Source organism: Vibrio fujianensis, from assembly GCF_002749895.1.
Taxonomy (GTDB): domain Bacteria; phylum Pseudomonadota; class Gammaproteobacteria; order Enterobacterales; family Vibrionaceae; genus Vibrio; species Vibrio fujianensis.
Map to the genome: position 1 here is coordinate 28,315 of NZ_NBUS01000040.1, position 16,299 is coordinate 44,613.

Here is a 16,299-nt window from a genome sequence, read left to right on the forward strand (position 1 = left end):
AGATGAGATAAGGATAGTCGCCCTTTTAAACCAAACCAATCTATCGGTGGCTGGGTTAAACAAATCATCATTTTGAAGCCTGGGTAAGTTCGCTTTAACTGCTCCAACTCTTCCCGTACAGGAATATCGTTCACTGTCCGACATTGATGATAAAACACCACATCTTTTAATTGGCCTTGATCGGCCAGATAACGAATCATCGACAACATGGGAGTCACCCCGCTGCCAGCTGAAAGTAATAACAGAGGCTGATACGACGGCTGAGGCTGTAAATAAAAATGCCCATTCGGTGATTGTGTTTCTAGTGTGTCTCCAAGGTGTAAATTATCCAATAACCAGTTGGAGACTAGCCCACCTTCAATACCTTTAACTGAAATGGCCAAACGGCCGGGGCGAGAAGGGCTAGAAGAGAGCGTATAACAGCGAGAAACCATTTCCCCATCCAACATGATGTCAATCGGTAAATGCTGACCGGGTAAATAATCGGGCATGGCCTGATCCGATTCCAACCAGAAGGTAACAAAATTATTGGCTATTGTTTCACGCTCTACGCAGGTCATTTGATAACGAGTCAATCGGTGATCGATATAGATTTCTTTCTTTTTGTATTCGAGCACTTCTATTTCATCGCCAACATGAATCATGCCTTCATTTTTGGCAATCAAGTTTTGACCGAAAAACACTCCACCCTGTTCATTGGCACGAAACTGAGCCAATGTGTGCAAAGGCTCTTTCGATGCCCGAAACGCGCCTTTCTTCACATCGACCGTTGTTAGAATGCAGCGTTCACAAGGTTTTACCGCTTCAAATTCTACTTCCCCAATTCGAATACGCTTCCAACCATCTTCAGCAAAAGGTTCGGTTCCAGAAACGACTAAATTGGTTCGAAACTGCTCCATACTGTGCGTTTCTGCGCTCCGGCGATTCAGTTCATCTAATGAGCCTTGGCTAATCACCAGCACAGGATAACCATCAGCAAAACTGACATTACTACCCACTTTTTCACGTATGCGATGAGATTGCTCTCCAGTGAACAACAACTCAACGCGTCGGCCCAATATATCACTAAACCAATCATTGGCTTCATCCGTGGTGGTATAAGCAGTAAAACGGTCTTTCCATACTTGAGCTTGAGCTGGTTGCATTTTAAATGTCTGGTAACACACCTTTAATGAGGGCCTATTGGGAGCTGAAAATATCAGACCATTCGGTGTCAATACCGAGCGAATGTTAACCATGGCGGGGTACTGTCTCGCTGTCACCATGCTGCCATCCGAGAAAGCCAACATAAAGCGACGATCAAACATCAAACCTTGTTTTTCAACCCAAGCACTGGAAAGAGACAATCCACCAATCGACTTTACGGGATAGAGCGAAATTTGTGCAAGCAGCGTTGACGACATTACGATTCCTTATTCATTATTATTCTCTACACTGGCTATACTAAAACAAATAAAGCAAGATTCAATCGTCCTCAAATGTTCACAAAGCCCCTTTCAGCCGACTTTTCTTTCAAGAAAAAGATGATATTGTGCCGCTTTTGCTCTATCATCCGGTCGCTTAAACGGAAGCGTTTGCGTGATATCAAACGGTTGAGTTTAGGCTCCAATCATTCAACTTATCCATGGTGGGAGCAATTTATGACAACACTTACGATCACTCGCCCTGACGATTGGCATGTCCATCTACGTGATGGCGAGGTTCTAATCGATACAGTACGCGATATTAGCCGTTATAACGGGCGCGCCTTGATAATGCCTAATACCGTCCCACCCGTCACCACCACAGAAATGGCGCTGGCTTATCGTGAGCGGATTATGGCAGCAAAACCTCAGGCGCATTTTGAACCCTTAATGACGCTTTATTTAACAGACAACACCTCTGTTGACGAAATCCGTAACGCCAAAGCCTCAGGAGCGATTGTCGCCGCAAAACTCTATCCAGCAGGTGCAACCACCAATTCAGATTCCGGTGTTACCGACCCGAAAAATATTTACCCGGTTTTGCAAGCGATGCAAGAAGAAGGGCTACTACTCTTGATCCATGGAGAAGTGACCACGCACGATGTCGATATCTTTGACCGAGAAAAAACCTTTTTAGAAACCGTGTTAGCCCCGATCGTGCAAGATTTTCCACAATTAAAGATTGTGTTAGAACACATTACCACCGCCGAAGCCGTTAACTTTGTCCAACATGCGGGTGACAATCTCGCAGCGACCATCACCGCACATCACCTACTCTTTAACCGTAACCACATGTTAGTTGGCGGTATTCGCCCGCATTTTTATTGCTTACCGATCCTCAAACGGGCCACTCACCAAGATGCGTTGATTGCCGCCGCCACCTCCGGTAATAAGAAATTTTTCTTAGGTACCGACTCAGCTCCTCACGCAAAAGGCAATAAAGAAGCCGCTTGCGGTTGCGCAGGCTCTTACACCGCACATGCCGCTTTAGAACTTTATGCAGAAGTCTTTGAACAGGCAGGGAAGCTGGAAAATTTAGTCGCATTTGCTTGCCATAACGGGCCTGATTTTTATGGGTTACCACGTAATAGTGATACTGTCACACTCACTAAACAAGCGTGGGATGTGCCAGCCTCTTTGCCATTTGGGAAAGAGATTGTCACCCCAATCCGCGCCGGCGAAGCTGTGCAGTGGATGGTTAAATAACTCGTTTAAAATCCTATCAACAAAGCGATAATACACGATTTTTATATTGCTCCGGTGTCTGGCCGGAGTATTTTTTAAACATCGCAATAAATGGACTGGCTTGGTTATAGCCTAGTGTTAATGCCACCTCTTTGACTGACTGTCCGTGGCGCAGTAGTTCCATCGAATAAAGGTAACGCACACGTAACCGCCACTCGGTAAAACTCATTCCCAACTCGGTTTGACAATAACGAGCAAGGGTACGCTCGGTGGTATGAATCCGCTGTGCCCATTCTGATAAGTTCGTTTCATCGGTTGGATTTTCTTCAATCGCCTGCAATATCGGGGCTAAATATTTATGATCACTGGTCGGTAAAAAATGGTGCTGTGTTTCTTGAGTCGCCAACTGATCTAATAACACTTGCACCAAACGTTTATCCTTAACATTATCGGCAACACTCACTTCTCGCTGACGAAAGTCATCAATAATTGCTGACACAATCGGTGTAACTTTAATTAAGCTGGTTTTATTAGGAAAGGCATGTGTCATATCGGTGGCAATATTAAGAGAGCAATACTCCAATGGTCGACGGTTATAACTTTTATGACGAATACCAGCCGGAACCCAAATTGCTAAATGTGGCGGTGCGAGAAAACGTGTATCTTCCGCTTCCATTTCTAAGATGCCACCCGAAATGAGTTGTACTTGCCCCCAATGATGGCTGTGCTCTCGTGTTTCGGTATTAGAAAGAAAGGCTTCAAAATTCATAAATACATCGGATGGTGCGTGTTCGATTGATAATGAGGGGTGAAGGTTTCTTGCTGGCTTTATCAAACTTGTCTTCCTATCGCTCAAGGTGTCTTTTTAAAGATATATATAATTATATAGACCTGTCACACTACCGCCAATACTTAACTGACGATAAAAACGATGATTTATTTACTTCCTTTATTTACGGTGCTGATTTGGGGAGGCAACTCCATTGTCAATAAAATGGCCGCGAGCGTCATAGAACCCAGCGCAATGAGTTTTTATCGCTGGTTTATTGCCGTGCTCATTTTAAGTCCATTTTGTTTACCCAAGGTGTATCAACAGCGCCATCTGATCAAACCTTATTTACCCAAACTTGCCGGTTTAGCGCTACTAGGGATGGTACTCAATCAATCACTAGGCTACTACGCGGGATTAACAACGACGGCCTCTAATATGTCGTTAATCACCTCTCTCGTTCCGCTGCTGAGTGTCTTTATTAGTGTCCCTTTGTTGCATAAATCAATTTCTGGATTAAGCATTGCGGGCGGTATCATTTCATTTATTGGTTTAGCTTTAATGCTTGGACAAGGCGATATGCTATTTTTCCTTCATCAACCCATCACTCAAGGCGATGGCTTAATGGTACTTGCCGCAATCGTTTACGCATTTTACTGCGTATTACTCAAACGCTGGAAAATGCCTTTTAATAGTTGGATCCTGATCTACTTACAAGGGGTATGTGCCGTGATTATGCTAACGCCACTCTGGTTAACCAGTGAGCGTTTACTTCCAACCGAAGGCTCTCTATTTCTCATGGCGTATGCCGGCATTGCCGCCTCATTGCTTGCGCCTTGGATGTGGATAAAAGCAATCAATGCCATTGGGGCCGACGCTTCAGCAATGTTCATGAATTTATTACCCGTCGTCGCTCTTACGCTAGCCGCCACCTTGCTTGGAGAACAAATCCATCATTACCACTTGTTCGGTGGCTTAATGGTCATTAGTGGGGTGATTTTATCGCAATTAAAAACTCGCCGAACAATGGCATTAAAACCGATAGAAAAAGCGCCATCGCTCTGATATTCACTGACCGCTCAATGTTCGTTTTTCATAAAACGAGCATTGAGCGAATGAATTCATTGAATTTTATTGAGTAAACCGTACACTTATACGCTCAAATGACCTCAAACATTTATACCCAAACAACTTAGAGTTGTAGCTAGGCGGCAAGTAAGTAAATCCCCATCAGCATAGACAGGCTATGTGATTGGGATGAACGAACATAGCCAACACCCCTACAGCTTCAAGTAGGAAGGGTATATTTAGATGAAAATTGAAATTTCTTAGGTATAGCACCTCAACGTATAAGGATATGCTAGTGAAAGCGGTTCAACGCCATCAAGAAATTATTGAACTTGTTCAAACTCAAGGTTTTGTGAGTACAGAAGAATTGGTTGAACGGTTTGATGTCAGCCCACAAACCATCCGCCGCGATCTTAATGAATTAGCTGATGCCAATAAATTACGGCGTAATCATGGTGGCGCTACGATCGCGACCAGTTCTGAAAATTCGTCGTATCACACACGCCAAGTCACCTTGCAAACAGAAAAAGAAACCATCGCCGCCGCTTTAGCCAAACATATTCCAGACGGTGCCACCCTCTTTATTGATATTGGTACCACCCCAGAGGCGATCGCGAGAGCATTAATGATAGAACACCATCATTTACGCATTGTGACCAATAATATCAATGTTGCAACCATCCTCATGAATAAACCCGATTTTAGTATTATTCTTGCCGGTGGCGAAGTGCGCAATAAAGATGGTGGCGTTACCGGTGAAGCAACATTAGATTTTATTTCTCAGTTTCGTCTCGATTTCGGTATTTTGGGGATCAGTGGTATCGATTACGATGGCTCTCTGCTTGACTTTGATTACCATGAAGTCCGAGTGAAACGCGCCATTATTGAGAATAGCCGTTGTGTTTATCTCGGTGTTGATCATAGTAAATTTGGTCGCAATGCGATGGTTAAACTCGGCACTCTCGCTGATATCGATTTGGTGATTACCGATCAACCGCCACCAAAAGAGATCGAGTCTTTCGCCCAAGAACATGAGGTCACCATACAAGTCGCACTGTAATGCAATAGAGTGGCTTGACGGCCGATGTTGCGCTGGGTGGAGTGGTCAATAATAATCCGCTACCGCTCAGTGAAACGGCATATTTTGATTGTCATGGAAGGTTCATTTTTCTTTGCTGTAATATCTACATCATCAGTCAGAGAAAACATTCATGCCCTTAACGCTCAAACAAATCACATTAAGTGAATCAACGCTTACGAATGCGAAAGCGGTGGAATATCAATGGGTTCGTTCTCTCTATGTCGAAGGCTATCACCCTGATGATATTAATCATTACATAAAAACGTGTTTTGGCGGCGATGATACGTTTGCCGATCTCTTCCGTCGGGTTGCACTACAGCAAGAGAGTTTATATGTTTTACTCCAGTATGTCGGATGTGCACCTTCAAATCGTGAATTTTAGCTTCGCTCGCTGATCATAATCAATTAGATCTGACTCGCATTATCCTAACCCGTCACTTTCCTCTTGGCGCATAAACTTTATCCTACTCCCTGTGTTTTCAATTTCTTAAGCGATCATCACACTTAGAGACCAAACGAGCATAAAAAAACCTGAGCATGGCTCAGGTTCCGGTTACAAAAACTGTTAGTCATTTAGCTAGTAAGGAATAGAGCTAACAGCCAGCTATGCGTAACGCCAGAAGCTTGTGCACTCTTAACTGATCGGCGGCCAAACCAAAAGTGTTAAGAGAGAACAAATGGGCGACCTTATGGCCGCCCTATTTTTATTATCCTTTCACGCCGCCAGCGGTAAGTCCTCCGACAAGCCAACGTTGTGCAAGTAAAAATACGGCCGTGATTGGTAATGCTGACAGCACGGCTGCGGCGGCAAAGTCTCCCCACAGATAGTTTTGCGGGTAAAGATATTGCTGCATACCAACGGCAAGTGTGTATGATTCTACATCAGAAAGCAGTAATGATGCTACCGGAACTTCACCCACCACCATAATAAATGACAGAATAAAGACCACAGCCAAAATAGGCACTGATAGAGGCAACAAAACTAATCTAAAGGCTTGCCAAGGTGTCGCACCATCCAGTGCTGCGGCTTCTTCTAACGAATTATCAATCGTTTCGAAATAACCTTTGATTGTCCATACGTGCAAAGCAATACCGCCAAGATAAGCAAAGATCAAACCACCGTGAGTATTTAGCCCTAAAAATGGAATGTATTGCCCAAGCTTATCAAACAGTGCATAGATGGCCACTAAAGCCAGTACTGCTGGGAACATTTGGAAAATCATCATCGCTTTTAAGATAGTGTCTTTACCTTTAAAACGCATACGAGCAAAGGCATATGCGGATGTCGTGGATAAACAGACGATAAAAATGGATGAAATCGAAGCCACTTTTACTGAGTTCCACAGCCAAGTCAAGACAGGAAATGGCGGTGGTGTGACGGTGCCATCTGCATTCGTCACCGCAATGCCCAACGCCAGTTTCCAATGCTCCAGTGATGGTTTTTCTGGAATCAGGCTGCCTGTCGCAAAGTTACCTTCACGAAAAGAGATAGCAATGACCATTAACAATGGGAAAATAATCAATGCTAAGAATGCCCATAACGCGAGATGCGAAGCCCAAACGCGATATTTGAGCGATTTTCCTTGAACCATAGCCATATTCGTCGCTCCTATTTAGTTCTGAGATACTTTGGTAAAACGTAAGTTGAGTAATGCTAATGCTCCCACCAGTAAGAAGATGAGCGTTGCAATCGCACTGGCTAAGCCAAAGTCCTGACCACCTGCACCTTCAAACGCAATACGGTATGTATAACTAACTAACAAGTCGGTATAACCGGCAGGCTCTGAAGTACCAATCATGTTTGGACCACCACCAGTTAACAATTGAATCATGACAAAGTTATTAAAGTTAAAAGCAAAACTGGCAATCAATAATGGCGTTAATGGTTTAATCATTAACGGTAGAGTTATACGGGTAAAGTTCTGTACAAAGTTGGCTCCATCAATGGCTGACGCTTCATAAAGATCATCAGGAATCGCTTTCAGTAACCCCATACATAAAATCATCATATAAGGGAAACCAAGCCAAGTATTGACGATAAGCACCATACATTTCGCTAGGAAAGGATCAGAAAACCAAGCTGGGCTCAGGCCAAACAAGCCTTGTAATACCATATTGATTTCACCAAAGCTTTGGTTAAACAAGCCCTTAAAGATCAATATCGAAATAAAGGCTGGAACCGCATAAGGAAGGATCAGCAGCACTCGGTAAATAGCACGACCTTTTAAAGCTTCCCACTGCACGACACTGGCCAGAATTAAACCGATGATCAAGGTAAAAGCAACAGATAATACAGAAAACACCACGGTCCAGATGAAAATACCAATAAACGGCTCTTTAATACCATCATCTTTCCAGACACGCTCAAAGTTGTGCGAACCAATGGAGACAATAAACCCTGGGGAAACATTATTTCCAACAAACTGGCCTTGCTCATCAATGGCTTGGTAAAAGCCGACATCCATATTAGGACGAAGCAATTCACCCGTTCTATTATTAAGCAGTGTTTCTCCATCGTTTTGTAAGGTATACAACGGAACCACTGCAGCAAACTGCCGTAATCCACTCATTCGAATATCTGCACCGGACGGAAAGTGAAGATCAATCGTCGATAATAAACTACGATATCCAACGATGGTTTTAATCGGCTCAGGCTCACCTATCACCTTATCGACAGGCTCAAGATCGAGCTCTGAAGGAACATTGCCTGATAAGGTAAAACTCTCTGTGGTATATAAGGTGTCACCATCTTTAATGACAATCTGATATCCATCATCCGTGTGATGTAATGTGAAAGGATAACTTTCACCACTTTGATAAGCTTGGCTCAGTAGCACCGTTTGCGCTCTTTCAAAAGAAAGCTGATTTTTGGCGCTGTAGTTAGTAAACGCTAAGTTTACTGTGTAAGCGAGTGGAAACAGGATAAATAGAATCATCCCTGCCACACCTGGATAAATATAACGATGTGCGTAAGTTCTCTTACTGCCAAAAATATATAAAGCTAATACCGTAAGAAGTATGGTAAGCAATGCAAACGCAAGCTCACCGCGAGAATACATTAAAATCGTTGCGTAGCCATTCACGATACCTACTGCGCCTAAAACGGCCCATTTAATAAAGGCACCCTTGCTGACTGGTCGTGTCTTGGCTGAAACTGGCATCGCCTTTGTATCTTGAATTGACTGCATATGACAACCTGCTAGCGAATTGAAAACTGGTAAAGTAAGGAGAGGTTACCCCCTCCTCAAAAATTAACACGATATGAATGACGCTTAAGGTTTAGCGAGTCATTTGTTTTTCAGCATCAGCAAGCGCTGCGTCTACTGTTTGACGGCCATCCACAACATTGATGATTGCGCTCTTCGCCGCACCCCAGAATGCGTTCATTTGTGGGATATTTGGCATGATTTCGCCGTTCATTGCGTTATCCATCGTCGCAGCAATGCGCGCATCAGAATCGAGTTCACGTTGGAAAGAATTTAGAGCCACAGCGCCTAATGGTTTATCATTATCCACCATGCGTAGACCTTCATTGGTCAATAAATAATTCTCTAAGAATTCAACGGCTAAGTCGCGGTTTGGTGAAGCGGTACTGATACCAGCCGTTAGTACGCCAACAAACGGTTTAGATGACTTACCGTTAAATTTAGGCAATGTAGTCACACCATAGTTAATGCCTGAACGTTCAATGTTATTCCAAGACCAAGGGCCATTGATCGTCATCGCGGTGTTACCTTTGTTGAACTCCGCTTCAGAAACAGAATAGTCCATATCAGCTGAAATCACGCCTTTATCGACTAAACCTTTCACAAAGTTCATGGCATCTTTTACACCTTTTTTAGCGATTCCGGCATCTTTAATGTCATAGCCGCCACCTGTATATTTAAAGGCATAACCCCCATCAGCAGCCATGATTGGCCAAGTGAAGTACGGTTCTTTTAGATTCCACATGATGGCTGATTTACCCTGTTTTTTCAGCTTAGCATCAAGTTCAGCCACTTCTTCCCAACTTTTTGGTGGGTTAGGTACAAGATCTTTATTGTAAATAAGAGAAAGCGATTCAACAGCAACAGGGTAACCAATAACTTTGCCATTATATTTCACAGCATCCCATGCAAAATCGACGATACCTTCTTGAATACGTTGTGAAGGTTTAATTTCTGCTAGCAAACCGGCTTCTGCGTAACCACCAAAACGGTCATGAGCCCAAAACACGATATCTGGACCATCGCCTGTTGCTGCTGTTTGTGGGAAACGATCTTGTAGACCATCAGGGTGAGCAACCGTCACCTTAATGCCTGTATCCGCTTCAAATTTTTTACCTACTTCAGCAAGACCATTATAACCTTTGTCACCATTGATCCAGATTGTCAGTTGTCCTTCTTGAATAGCAGCGTTTGCACCAAATGAGCCAAGCGCAACCAAAGTACTTAGCGCGACAGTGCTTAGGGCATTTTTCATATTCATATCCTTTTATTTGTGTTGTAGGGCTCACCGAATCGAGGTTATGCCATATTTCTTTCGCCATATATCATCGGTAAAAAATGGTGTGACCTCATCCTCCTCCTTTCTACGCCCTCGCTATTATGACCTATTTTCGTGATCTACATCCTCTACAGTTGGCGATATAGATCACAAAAAAAATACCGACTGTGATCAAGTTCAACTTTACCTGATTAAATAATTTGAACTGGATCTAACTTGGTGTTTTTTAAGCCGCCCCCCCTCCTCCTTTACTACTCCCCCTGCAAAAAAAATGCTTAGGAGGATGTGATTCCCCTTGGCTTTAGAGAAACTAAGCACATCCAAGAGTGGATGGTAAGAACCCTTTCCAGTATTCAAAATGGTACTGGCTTGCATTGCCAAATTGGTTTGCTGTCATAAATTGAGTGTTCGTGGTAATTATTGTACGGGGGAGACGCTCATTCATGTCGGGGGAGGCAAGCTAATTCTTGGCTTTGATGGGTGATGCTTTCTATAAACCTTTTGTTTATGGACATCACCCTTTCTTTTCTTACTCACACGTTAAAGGTAACTCAGCGTAGCCGCTGAATCGCGTGCATTACCATGAGAAATGATTCACCTTAACAAAAATTCCTACTGTTATTGCCTGTGACATAATTCATATAATGATAGGCAGTAATCAATAAAAAAATCTTGATCGAGGACGAGCTAGATGGCGAATGTCACGTTAAAAAATGTATGTAAAGCTTATGGCGATGTATTAGTTTCTAAAAATGTTGATTTAGAAATTAAAGAAGGCGAATTCGTCGTATTCGTCGGCCCATCAGGCTGCGGTAAATCAACATTGCTACGTTGTATTGCTGGTCTGGAAGACATTACCTCCGGTGATCTATATATCGGAGAGCAACGAATGAATGACGTTGAACCGTCTAAACGTGGTGTTGGTATGGTATTCCAATCTTATGCACTGTATCCACATCTTAACTTACATGACAACATGTCTTTTGGATTAAAATTGGCCAAGGCCAACAAAGAAGAGATCAGTAAACGTGTCAAACACGCGGCGGATATTTTACAACTTAGCCACCTACTAGATCGTCAACCTAAGGCATTGTCTGGTGGGCAGCGTCAGCGTGTCGCTATTGGTCGGACCTTAGTCTCACAACCGAATGTTTTTCTACTTGACGAACCGTTATCCAACCTCGACGCCGCTCTGCGCGTTCAGATGCGTTCTGAAATTACCAAACTACAACGCAAACTGGGTTGTACGATGATCTACGTCACCCATGACCAAGTTGAAGCCATGACCATGGCGGATAAAATCGTCGTGCTTGATGCTGGGTTTGTTTCACAAATAGGCAAACCACTGGAATTATACCATTACCCACAAAATCGTTTTGTTGCCGGTTTCATCGGTTCCCCCAAAATGAACTTCATGAGTGTAACAATTGAAGAAGCTGAAAAAGATCAAGTTAAAGTCAAACTGTCTAATGGATTTACCTTCTGGATTCCTGTCGATGGCACCACGGTCGAAAAAGGCTCTCGGATGTCATTGGGCGTTCGACCTGAGCATTTATTAAAAGCTGAAGATGGCGATGCACAGATTGAAGGTAAGGTGATGATTGTCGAAAAACTTGGTAATGAAACCCAAGTGTATATGAATGTAAAAGGTTCAGATTCAGATATTATCTACCGCCAACCCGATACCTTAGATATCGAAGTCGGGGATAGCTTAACCATTGGTTTACCTGCGCATCGCTGCCACTTATTCCATAGTGATGGCCGTGGTTGCCAACGTCTACATCAAGAGAAAGGCGTGGTCATTTCTCGCTAAACATATTATTAGCACCCGCATACTGCCTCCCCCTCGACGAACATAGTCAGGGGGATATTTCATTCACGGATCATCAATACAACAAACAAAATCTGAGACACCACTCGCCAAACGACACCATCCGCAGTAAAGTAATCTCTCCAAAACAAGAATAATATGAGGCTTTATGAAACATCAATTAGCGCTTAGAGCTTTAGAGCGCGGCGATTTACGCTTTATCCATAACCTTAATAATAACCGCAATATCATGTCCTACTGGTTTGAAGAACCGTACGAATCTTTTGATGAACTAGAGGAATTGTATAATAAACATATTCATGACAACGCTGAACGACGCTTTGTGGTTGAGAATGCAGAGAAAGCGTTGATCGGTTTAGTTGAATTAATCGAAATTAACTACATTCACCGCAGTGCCGAGTTTCAAATTATCATCACCCCAGAACACCAAGGAAAAGGCTACGCGCAAACCTTAATTCATCGGGCGCTGGATTACTCTTTTACCATTCTCAATTTGCACAAAATTTATCTGCACGTCTCTATTGAAAACGATAAAGCCATTCACTTATATAGAAAATGCGGTTTTATTGAAGAAGGTCATTTAGTGCAAGAGTTTTTCATTAACGGCAGTTACCGCGATGTCAAACGGATGTATATCCTACAAAGTGACTATCTGGAAAAAATCAAACAAGACTAAAACTCCCCATAGATATCATTCATCATCAAAGACATCATGGAAGCAAAAGAAATTTTCTTTGCTTCACAACCAAAACCACCGGCTTGGCCGGTGGTTTATATTAGGCAGCGTTGCGACTTAACATAATTAGCGATTCAATCGGGCAAGCGCTGCAAAAACGCTTTCGACCGCAACCGCGCCGGGGTCTTTAACGCCGCTTAAACTGTCGCTGGCTAAATAAGACGAGCGACCAGCATTGGCTTTGTCCATTAACGCGGTGGAAGCACAGCCTTGCTCTGCAGCGTGCGCCGCTTCTGTTAAGCTTTGTCCTGCCACTAACGCTTCCAGTGCAGGTTGTAGTGCATCGATCATGGTTCTATCACCCAGCTCAGCACCGCCGTATTGTTTCATTTTATTTAATCCCGCCACGAATGCACTCGCCAGGGGTTGCCCTTCGCTCATCTGTTGCCCTGCCGCGGTAAAGAAAATCGACAATAACACGCCGCTTGAACCGCCCATCACAGTTGCAAGACGCTCACCCACCACACCTAATAACTTATCGACTTGCGCGAAAGGCAATTGATTAGCTTGGCTTTCACGATAAATTTGTCGGGCTCCAGCAGCAAACGTGGAACCGGTATCGCCATCGCCGACTAAGCTATCTAACCGATTTAGTTCACCTTCATTATCGATCAAGGTACGGCAAATACAGTTAACAATCATTTGATGCTCAGCATGCTCGGAGGCTTGATAGTGCAGTTGATCGGCTTGCTTTTCGACTACGCGGCGCGCAACTTCGTTAACCGCTAACGGGGTTGGCCAACTGCTGACCTCAGTTGGAGCCAATAATGCCGCTTCCAATTGCGGATTTAAATGCAGTAGTGAGAGGGAAAAGCCTTTCATATCTAACGCCGTCATAAGAGGTGCAGGGCCGACTAAGTACTCGATTGCGGTCGCTAATGAAGAATGGCACAAATCACGCGTTAACAGGCTCATTTCAAGATTGGACACGCCACCCAAGTTATTGAGTAGCACCGCCACTTTATCATCACCCGTTAACGGATAAGCGGCAAGCAGCTTTTCAATCATCATCGCCAGAATATCGCGGCTATTTTGCGTTGCTAAAACTGAGACTCCAGGTTCACCGTGGATACCCAACCCTAGCTCAGCATGACCGGGAGCGACTCGCTCACTGTGCGTTTCACCCGGCAAATGACAGCTGGATAAGGCCACGCCAATACTGGCGGTGCGCTGAATCGCCATTTGCGCAGCTTCAGTGACGGCAGAAAGTGATTGACCTTGCTCCGCCATATAACCGGCAACTTTGTGCACAAATAAAGTGCCAGCCACACCACGAGGCTGCTTATTGTCGGGTAGAGCAATGTCATCACTAACCATTACCATCTCAACTTGATAACCGAGACGCTTGGCTTTTTCCGCCGCTAAACCAAAGTTTAACCGGTCGCCAGTGTAATTTTTAACAATCAACAGACAACCCGCTTCACCGGTCACTTGCACTATCGCATTAAACACTGCATCAACACTGGGTGAGGCAAACACATCGCCACATACCGCGGCAGTGAGCATGTTTTTCCCAACAAAACCAACGTGAGCGGGCTCATGACCAGAACCACCACCAGAAATAATCGCCACTTGACTTTTATCCCAATCACGACGAACCACGATCCGAATGTGTGGATCAATATCCAATTGCTCTAGATTTTGCCAAGGGCTGGTTAACACGGCCCCTTCAATCGCTTCATTTACCAATTGCTCTTTGTTATTCATCAAAAATTGAGTCATCACGTTATTCCTTGGATTACAAGTTAATCAACAGCTTTGATTGTGCGGATGACACTTCCGATCAGCAAAAAAAATCTCACGTTGCATAATGGAACGGTTTTGATTTACAGATTGGTTCATAATGAAACGCGATTGACGACACCTCTCTTTAGATTGTGAGCTGAAACGATATCACGTGAACCTCAGCTTCTTTCTATCGCCAAAAGTTGATGAACCCCACGAACGACTTAGCTTAGTCACGTTCACGACAAATAGAACATGCACGATAAATGAAAAAATACCCCAAGTGCTGGGGTACTGTGGATCGTATGAATAAAAGGACAAAGCAGCCGATAGCTGCGCTGCTTCATTCAAATAGAAGATCAAGAAAAGTCGTGTGATTAAGAAAAACAAGAACTAAGCAGCAGAAAGATGCTCAAACGCTTGGTATAAACTGGCGATGATCACTCGGCTTGATTCAATCCCAGGATCTAAATAACCACAGCTCTGTTCGCCTAAATACGCCGCCCTGCCTCGTTTAGCTGGCCAGGGAATGGAATCATGAGCCACTTGCTGACAGGCATGGTTCAGTGCTGCTAAGCTCTGCGCCATGGTATGCTGGCGAGCCACGCTCCGCTGTAACGTTTCTGCGGCGACATACCAGATGTCATACAGTGTTTTATCTTGGTATTGTACATAGCCTCGGATTTTAATCCCTTGCTGCCCCGTTATTAAGGCTCGGTTGAGATCCTCAACGCTCAGGGTCATTTTCCCCTCGACACTACAGGCTGCACGTTGGAACAGCGTATAGTACAAAGGTCCACTCGCTCCCCCCACACCAGAAAGAAATACAAAGCCCAAATTTTGCAATAAATGCGCGATACTCATATCGGATAAACTTGGTAGCTTACTGATTAATAAAGTACAACCACGCTGAATATTCACCCCATGATCGGCATCACCAATTTCTGCATCCAATTGATTCAGATACTCGCTATGCTGTAATAAATTTTGACTCAGTAATTGTAACCAGTGATACACCATCGCTTGGGTGAGCATGGTTTATTTCCCCCATTGCCAGTAGGAAGTATCCACCGGCGCTTGCCAACAAGATAAAGCGAGATCATCAAGGGCGAATAAAGTCACAGAAAAAGCATTGGGATGCGCACCACGGCATACAGTCTGAGCGACACAATCGACAATCGTCACCTCACTCTGGCTAAATTGTTGCATCACTCGCTGGCAAATCTCGCTTAATTGCGGTTCACTTTGTTCACTCAACCCATTGAGTAAGAGTAAATAACGTGGCTGATTAATCGTCGCAGCAGTAACAAATTGCTGCTGCCATTGATAAGTCACATGCGACCAATGAATTTGTAATCGAGGTCGTATACACGCATTCAGTAACACATGCACCATCTGTTGCAACACCTCAGAAAATGTTCCTGAGGTTAGCTGCATAATACCTTGTTCATTGTGTAGACCGACGCCAATTTTGATCTGCTCAATCCGTTGATCTGGCTTGGGGGATGGCTGGCCTTCAAAACCGACACTGATGGTATGACATTGTGCCGTCCATTGCCGCGCTTGTTCAGTTAACTCACTCAGTTGCTGCTGACCAGACCAACTCGAATCAGCGAGCTGTAGGCTGTAAGCGCCAAGCAATTTTTGCAACATAACAATCCCTGCAAGCCCTTTGCCACCCATCGAGCAGTGAGCTGGCAAAGGCGCACAATCATCATCCACTAGACAAAAATCAACCAAATACCCTTGTTCGGCTAACCATTCGGTTGCCATTTGAAAATTCAGCACATCACCAGTGTGGTTTTTCACTAAAAATAAGATCGGCGTAGAAGATGGGAAATGTGTTTTGACATGCTCCGTGATTTGTAATGCAGATGGCGCAGTAAAATGCTCACCAATGCACGCAGCCGCTAGCATACCTCGGCCAACAAACTCACTGTGTAATGGCTCCTGACC

Annotated in this window: 14 protein-coding genes; 6 read left to right on the plus strand and 8 right to left on the minus strand. The window is 44.1% G+C overall.

Annotated elements, in window-relative coordinates; genetic code table 11:
- Positions 1-1,403, minus strand: a 1,403-nt coding sequence (locus B7C60_RS06080; protein ID WP_245868686.1) for an MOSC N-terminal beta barrel domain-containing protein, incomplete at its 3' end; no start/stop codon positions are given.
- A gap of 237 nt (positions 1,404-1,640) precedes the next feature.
- Between B7C60_RS06080 and pyrC the strand changes: the two genes are divergently transcribed.
- Positions 1,641-2,669, plus strand: a complete 1,029-nt coding sequence (gene pyrC / locus B7C60_RS06085) for a dihydroorotase (RefSeq protein ID WP_099610885.1) — start codon at positions 1,641-1,643, stop codon at positions 2,667-2,669.
- A gap of 16 nt (positions 2,670-2,685) precedes the next feature.
- Here the strand turns inward: pyrC and B7C60_RS06090 are convergent, their stop codons facing one another.
- Positions 2,686-3,483 carry an AraC family transcriptional regulator gene (locus tag B7C60_RS06090; RefSeq protein WP_099610886.1) on the minus strand — a complete coding sequence of 266 codons (798 nt, stop codon included), beginning with the start codon at positions 3,481-3,483 and terminating at the stop codon, positions 2,686-2,688.
- 96 nt (positions 3,484-3,579) lie between these two features.
- On the opposite strand from B7C60_RS06090, the gene B7C60_RS06095 reads away from it, so the two are divergent.
- The 3 genes from B7C60_RS06095 (at position 3,580) to B7C60_RS06105 (ending at position 5,948) form a co-directional block, all read left to right on the plus strand.
- Entirely contained in the window at positions 3,580-4,482 is a 903-nt protein-coding gene (locus B7C60_RS06095; RefSeq protein ID WP_099610887.1) for a DMT family transporter, read from the plus strand.
- A 298-nt stretch (positions 4,483-4,780) separates the two neighbouring features.
- Positions 4,781-5,545, plus strand: a complete 765-nt coding sequence (locus tag B7C60_RS06100; protein ID WP_099610888.1) for a DeoR/GlpR family transcriptional regulator — start codon at positions 4,781-4,783, stop codon at positions 5,543-5,545.
- A 151-nt stretch (positions 5,546-5,696) separates the two neighbouring features.
- Positions 5,697-5,948, plus strand: coding sequence for a hypothetical protein (locus B7C60_RS06105; RefSeq protein WP_099610889.1), 252 nt, complete (start codon positions 5,697-5,699; stop codon positions 5,946-5,948).
- Between the two features lie 325 nt (positions 5,949-6,273).
- On the opposite strand, the gene malG is transcribed toward B7C60_RS06105, so the two are convergent.
- The 3 genes from malG to malE form a co-directional block, all read right to left on the minus strand.
- Positions 6,274-7,164, minus strand: coding sequence for a maltose ABC transporter permease MalG (malG, locus tag B7C60_RS06110; RefSeq protein ID WP_099610890.1), 891 nt, complete (start codon positions 7,162-7,164; stop codon positions 6,274-6,276).
- A gap of 15 nt (positions 7,165-7,179) precedes the next feature.
- The gene (gene malF / locus B7C60_RS06115) at positions 7,180-8,754 is read right to left on the minus strand and encodes a maltose ABC transporter permease MalF (protein ID WP_099610891.1); all 1,575 of its coding nucleotides are present in this window, start codon (positions 8,752-8,754) and stop codon (positions 7,180-7,182) included.
- Positions 8,755-8,845: 91 nt separating this feature from the next.
- The gene (gene malE / locus B7C60_RS06120) at positions 8,846-10,027 is read right to left on the minus strand and encodes a maltose/maltodextrin ABC transporter substrate-binding protein MalE (RefSeq protein ID WP_099610892.1); all 1,182 of its coding nucleotides are present in this window, start codon (positions 10,025-10,027) and stop codon (positions 8,846-8,848) included.
- Positions 10,028-10,742: 715 nt separating this feature from the next.
- Between malE and malK the strand changes: the two genes are divergently transcribed.
- Entirely contained in the window at positions 10,743-11,864 is a 1,122-nt protein-coding gene (gene malK, locus B7C60_RS06130) for a maltose/maltodextrin ABC transporter ATP-binding protein MalK (protein WP_099610894.1), read from the plus strand.
- A gap of 166 nt (positions 11,865-12,030) precedes the next feature.
- On the plus strand, positions 12,031-12,558 hold the full coding sequence (gene speG, locus B7C60_RS06135; RefSeq protein ID WP_099610895.1) for a spermidine N1-acetyltransferase: 528 nt from the start codon (positions 12,031-12,033) through the stop codon (positions 12,556-12,558).
- 126 nt (positions 12,559-12,684) lie between these two features.
- On the opposite strand, the gene B7C60_RS06140 is transcribed toward speG, so the two are convergent.
- From B7C60_RS06140 to B7C60_RS06150, 3 genes are all read right to left on the minus strand, one after another.
- The gene (locus tag B7C60_RS06140; protein WP_099610896.1) at positions 12,685-14,340 is read right to left on the minus strand and encodes a dihydroxyacetone kinase subunit DhaK; all 1,656 of its coding nucleotides are present in this window, start codon (positions 14,338-14,340) and stop codon (positions 12,685-12,687) included.
- A gap of 396 nt (positions 14,341-14,736) precedes the next feature.
- Positions 14,737-15,378 carry a dihydroxyacetone kinase subunit DhaL gene (gene dhaL, locus B7C60_RS06145; RefSeq protein ID WP_099610897.1) on the minus strand — a complete coding sequence of 214 codons (642 nt, stop codon included), beginning with the start codon at positions 15,376-15,378 and terminating at the stop codon, positions 14,737-14,739.
- A gap of 3 nt (positions 15,379-15,381) precedes the next feature.
- Positions 15,382-16,299, minus strand: a 918-nt coding sequence (locus B7C60_RS06150) for a dihydroxyacetone kinase subunit DhaK (protein WP_216639307.1), incomplete at its 5' end; no start/stop codon positions are given.

Bases quoted from the DNA above. Each gene is read 5' to 3' on its own strand.
- malF (WP_099610891.1), bottom strand. From the start codon at position 8,754: ATGCAGTCAATTCAAGATACAAAGGCGATGCCAGTTTCAGCCAAGACA.
- B7C60_RS06105 (WP_099610889.1), top strand. From the start codon at position 5,697: ATGCCCTTAACGCTCAAACAAATCACATTAAGTGAATCAACGCTTACG.
- dhaL (WP_099610897.1), bottom strand. From the start codon at position 15,378: ATGCTCACCCAAGCGATGGTGTATCACTGGTTACAATTACTGAGTCAA.
- B7C60_RS06095 (WP_099610887.1), top strand. From the start codon at position 3,580: ATGATTTATTTACTTCCTTTATTTACGGTGCTGATTTGGGGAGGCAAC.
- malE (WP_099610892.1), bottom strand. From the start codon at position 10,027: ATGAAAAATGCCCTAAGCACTGTCGCGCTAAGTACTTTGGTTGCGCTT.
- malK (WP_099610894.1), top strand. From the start codon at position 10,743: ATGGCGAATGTCACGTTAAAAAATGTATGTAAAGCTTATGGCGATGTA.
- pyrC (WP_099610885.1), top strand. From the start codon at position 1,641: ATGACAACACTTACGATCACTCGCCCTGACGATTGGCATGTCCATCTA.
- malG (WP_099610890.1), bottom strand. From the start codon at position 7,164: ATGGCTATGGTTCAAGGAAAATCGCTCAAATATCGCGTTTGGGCTTCG.
- speG (WP_099610895.1), top strand. From the start codon at position 12,031: ATGAAACATCAATTAGCGCTTAGAGCTTTAGAGCGCGGCGATTTACGC.
- B7C60_RS06140 (WP_099610896.1), bottom strand. From the start codon at position 14,340: ATGACTCAATTTTTGATGAATAACAAAGAGCAATTGGTAAATGAAGCG.